The 11833-nt window shown below is 64.9% G+C and carries 10 protein-coding genes; 1 reads left to right on the top strand and 9 read right to left on the bottom strand.

The window, feature by feature from the left end; translation table 11 throughout:
• Positions 1 to 37 precede the first annotated feature (37 nt).
• The 5 genes from QW887_RS28835 to QW887_RS28815 form a co-directional block, all read right to left on the bottom strand.
• On the bottom strand, positions 38 to 1021 hold the full coding sequence (locus tag QW887_RS28835; protein ID WP_315752345.1) for a phosphatase PAP2 family protein: 984 nt from the start codon (positions 1019 to 1021) through the stop codon (positions 38 to 40).
• Between the two features lie 461 nt (positions 1022 to 1482).
• Positions 1483 to 2463, bottom strand: a complete 981-nt coding sequence (locus tag QW887_RS28830; RefSeq protein WP_316174303.1) for an ABC transporter permease — start codon at positions 2461 to 2463, stop codon at positions 1483 to 1485.
• A complete protein-coding gene (locus tag QW887_RS28825) occupies positions 2460 to 3440 on the bottom strand; it encodes an ABC transporter permease (RefSeq protein WP_315713531.1) in 981 nt (326 codons plus the stop codon). The genes QW887_RS28830 and QW887_RS28825 overlap by 4 nt, the downstream gene beginning before the upstream one ends.
• Positions 3437 to 4978, bottom strand: coding sequence for a sugar ABC transporter ATP-binding protein (locus QW887_RS28820; protein WP_315713530.1), 1542 nt, complete (start codon positions 4976 to 4978; stop codon positions 3437 to 3439). Before QW887_RS28820 ends, QW887_RS28825 begins: the two co-directional genes overlap by 4 nt.
• 76 nt (positions 4979 to 5054) lie before the next feature.
• The gene (locus QW887_RS28815; protein WP_315825326.1) at positions 5055 to 6194 is read right to left on the bottom strand and encodes a sugar ABC transporter substrate-binding protein; all 1140 of its coding nucleotides are present in this window, start codon (positions 6192 to 6194) and stop codon (positions 5055 to 5057) included.
• 223 nt (positions 6195 to 6417) lie between these two features.
• On the opposite strand from QW887_RS28815, the gene QW887_RS28810 reads away from it, so the two are divergent.
• Positions 6418 to 7443 carry a LacI family DNA-binding transcriptional regulator gene (locus QW887_RS28810; protein WP_316184077.1) on the top strand — a complete coding sequence of 342 codons (1026 nt, stop codon included), beginning with the start codon at positions 6418 to 6420 and terminating at the stop codon, positions 7441 to 7443.
• Between the two features lie 13 nt (positions 7444 to 7456).
• Here the strand turns inward: QW887_RS28810 and QW887_RS28805 are convergent, their stop codons facing one another.
• The 4 genes from QW887_RS28805 to QW887_RS28790 form a co-directional block, all read right to left on the bottom strand.
• Positions 7457 to 8215, bottom strand: a complete 759-nt coding sequence (locus tag QW887_RS28805) for an SDR family oxidoreductase (protein ID WP_315769572.1) — start codon at positions 8213 to 8215, stop codon at positions 7457 to 7459.
• A gap of 311 nt (positions 8216 to 8526) precedes the next feature.
• On the bottom strand, positions 8527 to 9399 hold the full coding sequence (locus QW887_RS28800; RefSeq protein ID WP_315769575.1) for an ABC transporter ATP-binding protein: 873 nt from the start codon (positions 9397 to 9399) through the stop codon (positions 8527 to 8529).
• A complete protein-coding gene (locus tag QW887_RS28795; RefSeq protein ID WP_315769577.1) occupies positions 9396 to 10283 on the bottom strand; it encodes an ABC transporter permease in 888 nt (295 codons plus the stop codon). Before QW887_RS28795 ends, QW887_RS28800 begins: the two co-directional genes overlap by 4 nt.
• Positions 10280 to 11695: an ABC transporter substrate-binding protein gene (locus tag QW887_RS28790; RefSeq protein ID WP_316195594.1), complete on the bottom strand. Its 1416-nt coding sequence runs from the start codon at positions 11693 to 11695 to the stop codon at positions 10280 to 10282. Before QW887_RS28790 ends, QW887_RS28795 begins: the two co-directional genes overlap by 4 nt.
• Positions 11696 to 11833 lie beyond the last annotated feature (138 nt).

Below are 11833 nucleotides of genomic sequence, written 5' to 3'. Positions count from 1 at the left end.
GCGGATGTGCCACAGACACCCGCCTTGTCCAAATCCTTCAGGTCTGAGGCAATGGATGTCGCAGCATGCGGCGCGGAAACGTGGCGTGGCGTTCGCGTAGCCTCAGGGCAACACGGCGCGCGATGCAGATCGACGCCGTCGCGATCGCGATGCCGGCGATCATGTCGACGAGGAAATGTCCGCCGCCGATTGGGGTCGAGAGCAGCATCGCGCCGTGGATCAGGACATTGAACGGTCGCAACCAGCGCAATGACCACAATGCCCAGCCGTCGAGGACCGCGGCTGCCGCGTGAAAGCTCGGAAAGGTCACGATCCCCGCGAGATGGCTGGTATCCAACAGGCGCAGCGTCCCATCGCGAACCAGGGGCACCTCGCGCGCCGTGTCGAAATAGGCCTGCGGGATGAGGTTTGCGTAGGCGGACGGCGGCAGCTCCAACGCGTGATACACGCCGAGTGCAGGGACAAACAAGGTGATGATGCAGGTCAGCGCCAGCGTCAGGCTGATCGCGAGGTTGAACTCCGCGAACCGGCGATAGTGGCCCAGCAAGGGAAGGGCCACGACGATGATGCAGATCGTCCAGGAAATGGATCGATAGCCGAACGCGAGGCTCAGGACGGCCCAGGGGCGGTCATTGACGAACGACAAGTAGTCGCGAAAGTCGAAGCCAAGGGCGCGATCGAGGGCGAGCAGGTTGGCGTCCTGAAGCGGCAGGTTGGCGGCCGTCGCAATGTAGGACAGTGATGCCAGCACGGTGGATGCCAGTGTGGTCTGGGCCATTCCCGTCAGGAATGAGAACATCCAGGGTTTGGCACGCCGCGCCGACCGTGCGTTGGCGTAGCCGATGACACCATAGATGGCCGATGTCGATAGCACGATGATGTAGCCGACGGGTTCGATGCGAAAATCCGTGAAGATCAGGCACAGTCCGAACAGCACCCAAAGAGCTGTCATGACAGCCCAGTTGAACCGGAACACGGCCCAGGCCGTCGCGGCATCCTCGCTGTCATGCGCCCGTTGCAAGACGCTCTTTGTCCGGGGGAGCCAGCGGCGGCTGAGATCAGGCAATAGACCACCGGCTGCGGTGTCCGACATTGTCGTCCGCTCTCACATTTCAAATGGATTTCGATTTGTTTCCCGTCGGTGTCTTGTTACGGCCGGTCGGGCCAATAAATCAACCTCGGCGGGTAAAATACGCAGATACCGTGCAACGATGCTTAATCAAGCGTAGCCTGGAACCCTGTTTCGGTTGTGCCGGACAGGAAAGCACATTCGGCGATGAGGCCGCCTTCGCGCCCATAGAAAGCGGGTGAATCGGTGAGAAGAGACCGAGAGCGAATCGGAGGCAGCTTTGGTTTGAAGGGCTTCGCCAGTCGTTGCGGGCGAGCTACTTGTGGTGGTGCTGTGGGGTCAGCGGCCGATCGCTCGCGGGCTTGCGCGAGAGGTGGTCGCCGTCAGCAAAGTCCGTCGCGACGTCGCATGCATCACAGCTTCTGGCGGCCGTAGATCAGGAGCATCAGGATGATCACCGCGCCGTAGATCAGTTGGCGACCGGCCTCGCTGATCTGCATCACCGACAGAATGGATTGCAGCAGGGTGATCAGCACGACGCCGGCGACGGTGCCGAGATAGCTGCCGCGGCCGCCGAGGATGTGCGTGCCGCCGAGCACGACGGCCGCGATCGAGGGCAGCAGATAAGCGTCGCCCATCGACTGCGCCGCCTTCGAGGCGTAGCCCGCGAGCAGAACGCCGCCGCAGGCGGAGAGGGCGCCGGACAGCGCGAACGCCAGCATGGTGATGCGGCGTGTATCGATCCCTGAGAGATAGGCCGCGCGCTCGCGATTGCCGATGGCATAGATGGCGCGGCCAAACGTGGTCCGCCACAGCAGCCAGATCGCGGCGCCGCCGATGATCGCCCACACCAGCACCGCGTTGGGAAGGCCGGGCACGATATTGCCGGTGGCGAGATAGCGCATCGCCTTGGAGGCGGAATCCTGCGGCGCGAAGCCTCCGGTGTAGGCGACCATCAGCCCTTGCGCGACCGCGTTGGTCGCCAGGGTGATGATCATCGAGGGAATGCGCAGATAGGCGACGCCGATGCCGTTCAGGAGACCGATGGCGGCTCCGCAGAGAATGCCGCAGGGAATCGCGATGATGGCGCCGGTCGTGCCATGGGCGGCCGCCGCGCAGGCCATCATCGCGCCCGTCGTGACAACCCAGGGCACCGAGAGATCGATCTGGCCGAGCAGGATCACCAGCATCATGCCGGTGGCGATCACGCCCAGGAAGCTCGCGACCTTCAACTGCTGCAGCAGATAATCCGGCGACAGGAAGCTGCGCGAATAGAGGCTGCCCACCAGCAGCAGCAGCAGGATGCAGCCGAACGAGGCCGCCACCGCCGGATCGATCCGACGCAGCATGGCGATCCCGCGATGGGTCGGTCGTGGTGCCGTTGCGTCGCTCATCCGAACCACTCCAGCCGATTGCGCACCCGCACCAGACCGAACGCGCCGATCGAGACCGCGAGCATCAGCACGAGACCCTGGAACAGCGGCTGCCACAGCGGATCGAAATCGAACACGAACAGCAGATCGCCGATGGTGCGGAAGGCGAGCGCGCCGAAGATCGCCCCGATCGCGCTGCCGCGTCCGCCCATCAGCGATACGCCGCCGAGCACCACGGCCGCGATCGAGAACAGCGTGTAGGCATTGCCGCTCGCATAGGCGGCTTCGCCCGTGTAGGAGAAGAACGTCAGGAACAGGCCGCCGATCGCCGACAATAGGCCAGCCAAGGTGTAGGCGACAAACTTGGCCGCGCGGATCGGCGCGCCGGACATGTAGGCTGCGACCTCGGAGGAGCCGGTCGCGAACGCGGCGCGGCCGATGACCGAGCGGCTATAGGGTACCCAGATCAGCAGCGCCGCCGCAGCCAGTGCCACGAGGCTCGTGGGCAGCACGCCGAACAATCTTCCCGTCAAGGCATCCGCCAGCGTCTCGTTGACGGATCCGCCGGGATTGGGCCGCAGGAACAGCGCGATGCCGTAGTACATCGCCCCGGTGGCGATCGTCGTCACGATCGGCTGCAGGCGCCCGAAGATCACGATCGCGCCGTTGATCATGCCGCAGACGATGCCGGTGCCGAGCACGCCGGCCACGCCGAGCGCGGTCTCGGTGGCGGTGCCGACCACGATCCAGGATGCGAGGCAGTTGGTCAGGGTCAGGATCATGCCGACGGACAGATCGATGCCGGCGGTGATCACCACGATCGCCTGCGCCATCGCGACAAAGGCCAGCAGCGTCGCCTTGTTGGCCGCGGTCTGCACCATGTTGGCGCTGAAGCCGGCCGGATGATTGGTCGCATAGAGCAGGAACATCGCGACGAAGATCCCGATCGCGAGCAGGGTGCCGCGCTGTTCGGAGAGCCAGTACCGCCACTCGGTCATGCCAGACTCGCTTCCGCTCGCTCGCCTTCGTCGACATTGAGCGCACTGCTGACCAGCGCGCGCTCGGTGATCTCGGCGCCCGCGAGCTCGCGCCTGATCGCGCCATCGTACATCACCAGCACGCGGTCGCAGCAGCCGATCAGCTCGTCATAGTCGGTCGAATAGAGCAGGATCGCGGCGCCCTCGTCGGCAAGCCGGCGCAGCAGCCGGTAGATCTCCTGCTTGGTGCCGACATCGATGCCGCGCGTCGGATCATTGAGCAGGATGATGCGCGGCTTGTTCATCAGCCATTTCGCGATCACGACCTTCTGCTGGTTGCCGCCGGAGAGCGCGCTGACGGCGAGATCGGGGGAGGCGGTCTTGATCTCGATCAGGCGGATCATCTCCTCGATCAGCATCGATTGCCGCTGCCGGTCGATGATGCCGAATGTCGCGAACCGGTCGAAGGCGGCGGCCGAGAGATTGTCGCGCACCGACATCGGCAGCATCAGTCCTTCGGTCTTGCGGTCCTCCGGAATGAGCGCGAGGCCGATGCGCTCCGACTTGGCGGTGACGGGGCTGTCGATCGTCACCTTGTTGCCGTCGATCAGAATGTCGCCGCGACAGTCGCGCAGCACGCCGAACAGCGCCAGCAGCAGCTCGCGCTGGCCCTGGCCGTCGAGCCCGCCGAGACCGATGATCTCGCCGGCCTGCAGCGAGAACGAGATGTCCTTCAGCCGGTCGCCCCAACTGATGCTCCTGCATTGCAGCGCGGGCGGCCGCCCATCGGTCTTGCGCGGCGGCTTTTCCGGGAAGGCATGCTTGTACTCGCGGCCGATCATCAGCTCGATCACTTCGGCATCCGTCTTGGTGCCGGCCGGGAAGGTCGAGATGCGGCGGCCGTTGCGGAACACGCTGCAATCGTCGGCGAGCTCCGCGATCTCGTGCATGCGATGGGAGATGTAGAGCAGCGCCAGCCCCTCGCTGCGCAGGCGCTTCAGCACCTTGAACACCTTGGTCACGTCGGATGCGGTCAGCGCCGAGGTTGCCTCGTCGAGGATCAGGATCTTCGGCTGCCGCGACAGCGCTTTCGCGATCTCGACCATCTGGCGGCGCGACAGCGGCAGGTCCTTCACCAGCGCGCGCGGATGAATGTCGCTGGCGCCGGCGCGGTGCAGCGCCTCCTCGGCAAGTCGGCGCTGGGCGCGCCGGTCGATCATGCCGAACCGCGTCGGCGGATGCGAGATCATGATGTTGTCGGCGACCGACAGGTCGGGGATCAGCGACAGCTCCTGGAAGATGCAGACGACGCCGGCATCGTTCGCGGCGGAGGGACCGCTGAAGGCGACCGCGCGTCCTTCAAGCGTCATCCGGCCTTCGTCCGGCGCGACCACGCCGACCATCAGCTTGATCAGCGTCGACTTGCCGGCGCCGTTCTCGCCGAGAATGGCGTGGATGCGGCCGGGATGGACCTCCAGGTCCGCACCGTCGAGAGCGATCACGCCGCCGTAGCGCTTGGACAGTCCTTCGGCGCGAAACAGCGGCTCGGCCGCGATCATGCTTGCTCCCTCAGTCGTTTGGTCAATAGGGACGGGCTGGCCGCGAGAGAACTCGCGGACCAGCGATCACACCGGCCTATTGATTTTCCTTCGACTGACCCATGATCTCCTGCGCCGTGAAGTTGATGCCGCAGGTCGGGAAGGAGTTGCCGACGAAGAAGTTGTCGGACTGGGCCGGGAAGTAGTCCTGATCCTTCTTGAAGTTCGGATCTTCGACGACGGCGAGCGGCAGCTTGACCGATTGCGGCACCACCTTGCCTTCCAACGCGGCGAGCGCGACCTTGATCGCGACCGCGACCTGCGCAGGTCCGGTACCGGCGGAAGAGCATTTCAGGCCTTCGGACGCCTTGGCGGCGCAGAACTTGCGGAAGCCGTTTTCGGTCTCGCCGCCGAAGGGCACCATCTTGTGCTTGGCGTCGAGCATGGCCTGCACGATGCCGGTGTCGCCGCCCTGGCCGGAAATCGCATCGAACGGGCCATTGGTCGCGATCGCATCCGCCGTGGCCTTCTGGGCGACGCCGTCGTCCCATTTGCCGACGACCTCGGTGACCTGCCACTTCTTGCCGGAGGCATCGAGAACGGAGTGGAAGCCGTTGTGCCGATCGGTGTCGACCGAGGTGCCGGCGACGCCGCGCACCTCGAGCACCTTGCCGCCGCCGGGCACGTTCTTGACCAGCCACTTCGCCCAGAGTTCGCCGAGACCCTTCTGGTCGACATTGACGTTGATCGCATCTTCCGTCGCGAGGATGTTGTCGAAGGCGACGAGGATCACGCCGGCCTGCTTGGCGCGCTTGATCACCGGCCCGAACGCGGTCGGGTTCTGCGCGTTGACGACAATGGCGTCATAGCCGGAATCGATGAAGTTGTTGATTGCCGATATCTGGGCCGGTACGTCCTCGCCGGTCGAGACGACCTTGAATTCCTTCAGCTTGGCCTTGACCTCCGGCTGCGCCGCATAGGCCTTCGCGGTCTGGATCATCTGGATGCGCCAGGTATTGGCGATGTAGCCGTTCGCCAGTGCGATGCGGTACGGGCCCTTCTTGGCCGGAAACTTGAAGAACTTGGTGTCCGTGGTCCACGGCACCATGCATTCAGGCTCGGTCGCCGGTCCCTTGACCATCTCCGGCTCCGCCAGCGCCTTGCCGGCAAACGCCGTGACCAACACCAGCGATGCACAAGTGGCAAGGCATCGCGCCCTCATCGACTTGGACGACATTCGTGACCTCCCCTGTTGTTGTGGCGCCAAATCAATGACGCATGTGCGAGACGCCTCTTTGTTTCCGGAGGTTGTGCGAGCATTGCTCGTCGTCTCGACCCGCCAAGCGTTACTGATCAATGACAGCGCTGTCAATTACCGTCGCGCGGCTTTTGCCAAGCGGCCGGCCGCATGTCATGAATATGGTTCGGACAAATCCGCGTGAATCAATGTTGCAAGGATCATGTCTCAGAAGCGTCGCACCACGCTGGAGGACGTCGCGCGCATCGCCCATGTCAGCGCTGTCACTGTGTCGCGGGCGCTGCGGCGGCCCGATATGGTGTCGCCGGAGTTGCGCAAGCGGATCGATGCCGCGGTCGACAGGCTGGCCTATGTGCCGAACTTCGCGGCGAGCCGGCTCGCCTCGACCCGCACGCATTCGATCGGCATCGTCGTGTCGTCGCTCTCCAACGGCATCTTCGCGGACTACCTGCAGGCGATCTACGACACCCTGCTGCCGCTCGGCTTTCGCCCCGTCGTCGTCAGCAGCCGCTACTCGGCGGAGGAGGAAGAGGGCGCGATCAGGACCTTGCTGGGCCAGAACATCGAGGCGCTGATCCTGGTCGGAGTGAACCAGACGCGGGCCGCGCGGCGCGTTCTCGAACGTTCGCGGATTCCGGTGGTGCAGACGTTCGAGCTGACCGACGATCCGATCGATCTGAATGTCGGACTTTCGCAGCGCCAGGGCGGCTACGCCGCGACCCGCTTCCTGATCGAGCTGGGACATCGGCGGATTGCCTATCTCTCGGGACAGCGCGACGACCGGGCCCGCGCCCGGCTCGAGGGGTATCGCGCGGCGCTGGCCGAAGCGGGGCTGGACGGCACGTCGCTGGTGGCCTGGCTGCCGGCGCAGGCGACGATCTCGCTGGGGCGGAAGCTGACCGAGGAGATGCTCGCGAGCGAAGTTCCCGATGCGATCTTCTGCTGCGATGACAACATCGCGCTTGGTGCGCTATTCGCCTGCCAGCAGGCGGGGCTGGAGGTCCCGCGCCGGATGTCGCTGATCGGCTTCAACGACCTGGAATTCGCGGCGGCCTCCAATCCGCCGCTGTCGACCGTGCTGACGCCGCGCGCCGACATGGGGCGCGTGGCGTCCGAACTGGTGCTTCAGGTGATCGCCACCGGCAAGCGGCCGAGAACGCGGCGGATCGACCTCGGCTTCGAGATCGTCGCACGCGGCAGCACCGGACCGCACCTCGTGGCTTCGTGATGATGGTCGAGCCTCAGGCCCAGCCGCCGTCGACGATGTAGTTCTGGTTGGTGCAGGCGCCGCTGTCGTCGGCGGCGAAGAACAGCACCACGCGGGCGATGTCGTCCGGCACGAGCTTGCGCTTGAGGCATTGGCGGCGCATGAGCTCGGCCTCGCCCTCGGGCGTCAGCCAGAGTCTCTGCTGCCGCTCGGTCATGATCCAGCCCGGAAGAATGGAATTGACCCGCACGTTATTGGGTCCGAGATCGCGGGCGAGGGCGCGGGTCAGTCCCTGGATCGCCGACTTCGCCGTGGTGTAGCAGGGCATGTTGCCCTGGCCGAGCACCCAGCTCACCGAACCGAGATTGACGATCGCGCCGCCTCCGGCCTGGATCATGTCCGGCGCGACCGCCTGGGCCGCGAAGAACTGATGTTTGAGGTTCACGGCGATGCGCTCGTCCCAATAGTCCGGCGTGACGTCCTCGATCGCGTGGCGGTCATCACGCGCGGCGTTGTTCACCAGAATGGTGATCGGCCCCAGCGCCGCACGGGCGCCGTCGACCGCGGCCCTCAGCGCACCGATGTCGCGAAGGTCGGCATGCTCGAAGTGCACCTTGGCCTCCGCAGGCAGGCTCGCCAGCAGCTGCTGCGACGCCTCCAGATCGATGTCGATGAATCCGACACGCGCGCCTTGGCCGAGGAAATTGCGCACGATCGCTTCCCCGATGCCGGAGCCGCCGCCGGTCACGAGGACGGCCCGATCCTTGAGGCTTGGAAAGATGGTGCCCTGCATTGGCTTCCTCTCAGTTGCGCCTGGAGAGCAGCAGCGCCCGACGGCGACACTGGCAGGATCTCGAACGTCGTCCGTGCCGTGCGATGCACAGCCGGTGCGCGTTCGCCTGGACCCCTTCGTGTGCGCCTGCGAGCAACTCGCGCCCGATGTCGATGCTGACGGATCCGGGCACTCCCCCTGCGATGTCCTTGTTTGGCTTTCCGGCATTCTGCGTCAGGACCGGCAGGGACGCCAGCACTGATGCGCCCGCCCGGATGCGACCATCGGGCGATTTCGGGCGCAGCTGGAGCGGACGTCGCGGATCGAGCGCCTCAGAGGATTTCGGCGATCGACTGGCCCTGCAGCTCGATACTGAGTCCCTGCATGCCGAGATCGGTGATCTCGCCGCCCATCGCCTTCAGGCTTTCCTCGCGGATCAGCGACATCAGCCCGCGCCGCAGCGCCAGGAACTCCGACGACATCATCATCGCTTGCTGGCGGGGCCGCTCGAGCGGGATCTGGATTTCGGCCTTGATCGAGCCCGGGCGCGCGGTCATGCAGTAGACGCGGTCGGACAGGAAGATCGCCTCGTCGATGTCGTGGGTGACGAACAGCACCGAGATCTTCAGCCGCTGCCACATGTTGGTGAGGATCTGCTGCATGATGATGCGGGTCTGCGCGTCGAGCGCGCCGAACGGCTCGTCGAGCAGCAGCACCTTGGGACCGGTGGCGAGCGCGCGCACGATGCCGACGCGCTGCTTCATGCCGCCGGAGAGGCGCTCGGGATAATGGTTCTCGAACGCCTCGAGGCCGGCGAGCCCGAGCAGAGTGCGCGCCGCGCGTGCGCGCTCGAACTTCGGCATGCCGCGCATCTTCAGCCCGAACTCGACGTTCTCGCGCACCGTCTTCCAGGGAAACAGCGAATATTGCTGGAACACCATGCCGCGCTCGGCGCTCGGACCCGTCACGGCATGGCCGTCGACCGTGACGACGCCGCTGGTGGGTTTGAGGAAACCCGCGACGGCGTTGAGCAGTGTCGACTTGCCGCAACCCGACGGTCCGACGATCGAGACGAACTCACCAGGCTCGACGTGGATCTGCGTGTCGGTGACGGCCTCGACGGCGCCGTCGATGGTCTCGTAGCTCAGGGCGAAGTTGCAGACCTCGATATGGCCCTGTCTCGTATCCGCTGCGGCTTGGCTCATCGCGACCTCCAGGGCATCACCAACTGTCCGGCTGCGCGGATCACGAGGCTCGAGCCGAGCCCGAGCACGCCGATCGCGATCATCCCGAGCGCGATGTCGGCATACTGGACCAGCGAATAGGCTTCCCAGGTGAAGTAGCCGATGCCGAACTGTCCCGAGATCATCTCGGCCGCGATCAGCGACACCCATGCGACGCCCATGCCGACGGTGAGGCCGGTGAAGATGTGCGGCAGCGACGCCGGGAAATAGACCTCGCGAAAGATCGCGGTCTCCCGCGCGCCGAGGCACTTGGCGGCCCGCACCAGCACGGGGTCGACCAGCGTCATGCCGTGCAGCGTGTTGACCAGGATCGGAAAGAACGAGCCGAGAAAGGTGATGAAGACGATGCTCTGCTCGTTGGTCGGCCACAGCATGATCGCCATCGGCACCCAGGCAATCGCCGGGATCGGACGCAGCACCTCGGCGACCGGGAAGACGATCTCGTGCACCAGCTTGAACCGGCCCATGATCAGGCCGAGCGGCACGCCGACCAGTGCGGCCAGCGAGAACCCGATGAAGATCCGGCGGCAACTGAGCAGGATGTGCATCAGGAATTTCGGATCGTGGATCGCCTTGGTGAAGCTCGCATAGACGGCCAGCGGCGCCGGCACGTTGGTGAACTTCACGAAGAAGACGACGCGGTAGGTCGTCAGCAGGTGCCAGGCGATCAGGAACAGGATCAGCGACGCGGTGCCGATCAGCACCGACTGCAGCCTGTCCTGGTTCAGCCGGAACCAGCGTGCCGCGCGGGCGGAGACGTCTGGACGGCTCGGCGGGATCGCGGTGCCAGGCGCGGCGGTCGCCGCAGCCTGGTCGGGGGATGTCATCAAAGCGGGGCTGCTCAAGTCTTGCCTCCCGCCATCGCCAGCTTCACGGCGTCATCAAGTCCCATCACCTTGCCGCCGATCTTGGCGGCATAGGCTTCGGCATCCTTCTTCAGCAGGAACGGCGCGATCTCGCCATTGGCCGCCGCGAAGAACGCCTGGTCGGCGAACAGCTTGATGCCGCGCGCGGTGTCGAAGACGTAGGCGACGTTGATCTTCTTGCCCTTGGCCTTGTAGTCGGCATAGGCGCCGAGCGTGCAGGTCGCGCTGCTGAAGGCTATGATGCCCTCGCCGTCGACCCAGACCTCGCCGGCCTTGCGCGGCTCGGTGATCGGCCTGCTGCAGAACTTGTCCTCGCCGGAGATTTCGTAGTTCGCGGTGCTGGCGAGATCCTTGTCGTAGTCCAGCTTCAGCTCGGCATAGGCCTTGCGGATGTAGCTGTCGTCGACCCATGTCTTCGGATCGAACTCTTTCATGCGGCCGAGGCTCTGCAGCACCTTGACGTCAGTCGCGGCGGCATCCACCAGCGCCGGCTTGATCGTCGGATCCGTGGTCATGTTGCCGCCGGGGCCGAGGAAGATGTAGACGACCTCCTTGTTGATCCCGGTCCATTCCTGGATCTTTTCGGCCGCCGCTTTCGGATCCTGGCGCAGCCACTGGTTGGCGGCGATCACCGCCTTGACATAGGCGACGACGACCTCGGGATATTTTTCCGCGAAGTCGGTGCGGACGACGACGCCATGGAATGTCGGCAGGTTGGTCTGGACGCCGTCGAAGATCTTGCGCGCAAAGCCGCGGAACGGCAGCAGCTCCGCGAACGGCACGAAATCGGCGTGCGCGTCGATCTTCTTTTCCTGCAGGTTGGTCGAGCCGACCTCCGGCGTCTGGCTCACCAGCTGGAAGAAATCCGCCGGATAGCCGCCGTCCTGAAGCGCCTTCAGCACCATGCCGTGTGCGGCCGAGCCGAACGGCACGCTGACCAGCTTGCCCTTGAGGTCGGAGAGTTCGTAGTAGGGCGAGTCCTTGTGAACGACGATGCCGTTGCCGGAGCCGGCGAGGCTGTAGGCGGCGACGGCGATCAGCCGGCTCTTGCTCTCGGGATTGTTCTCGAAGGTGAAGCCGTTCACGATCAGCGGGTAGTCGCCCATCATGCCGAACTGCAGCTTGTTCGCCATCATCCCGTTGGTGACGGGCGGACCGGAGGTGAAGTTCTGCCACTCGATCTCGAACTTGATGTTGGCGTATTTGCCGTCCTTGGGCAGATACTTCTCCAGCAGGTGAAGCTGCCGCACGATGGTGCCGGCCGTCACCGTGTTGGTCGTGGTGTCCTGGGTGCCTATGCCGATCGTGACTGTCTCTGCTGCGACGGGCTGCGCCGCGATCAGGGACAGACAGGTGACGGATAGCAAGAGCGCGTGACGGCAGCGGACCATTCTCATCCCCGTTCGGTTGGATGGCTGATGGCGCCATGATGAAGGCCGCGTCCACGAGCGCAAATCCGGAGTTCGGCAGCGGGTGGATTAGTTGCCGTCAAAATCCGGTTGCGTACTCCTTGGGCAATTTCGCTCATG

Origin of the sequence: Bradyrhizobium sp. SZCCHNRI3052 (assembly GCF_032484895.1) — a bacterium.
Classification (GTDB): domain Bacteria; phylum Pseudomonadota; class Alphaproteobacteria; order Rhizobiales; family Xanthobacteraceae; genus Bradyrhizobium.
This window is presented reverse-complemented; position numbering and strand designations above follow the sequence as displayed.

Bases quoted from the DNA above. Each gene is read 5' to 3' on its own strand.
- QW887_RS28790 (WP_316195594.1), bottom strand. From the start codon at position 11,695: ATGGTCCGCTGCCGTCACGCGCTCTTGCTATCCGTCACCTGTCTGTCC.
- QW887_RS28805 (WP_315769572.1), bottom strand. From the start codon at position 8,215: ATGCAGGGCACCATCTTTCCAAGCCTCAAGGATCGGGCCGTCCTCGTG.
- QW887_RS28825 (WP_315713531.1), bottom strand. From the start codon at position 3,440: ATGACCGAGTGGCGGTACTGGCTCTCCGAACAGCGCGGCACCCTGCTC.
- QW887_RS28820 (WP_315713530.1), bottom strand. From the start codon at position 4,978: ATGATCGCGGCCGAGCCGCTGTTTCGCGCCGAAGGACTGTCCAAGCGC.
- QW887_RS28810 (WP_316184077.1), top strand. From the start codon at position 6,418: ATGTCTCAGAAGCGTCGCACCACGCTGGAGGACGTCGCGCGCATCGCC.
- QW887_RS28800 (WP_315769575.1), bottom strand. From the start codon at position 9,399: ATGAGCCAAGCCGCAGCGGATACGAGACAGGGCCATATCGAGGTCTGC.
- QW887_RS28830 (WP_316174303.1), bottom strand. From the start codon at position 2,463: ATGAGCGACGCAACGGCACCACGACCGACCCATCGCGGGATCGCCATG.
- QW887_RS28815 (WP_315825326.1), bottom strand. From the start codon at position 6,194: ATGTCGTCCAAGTCGATGAGGGCGCGATGCCTTGCCACTTGTGCATCG.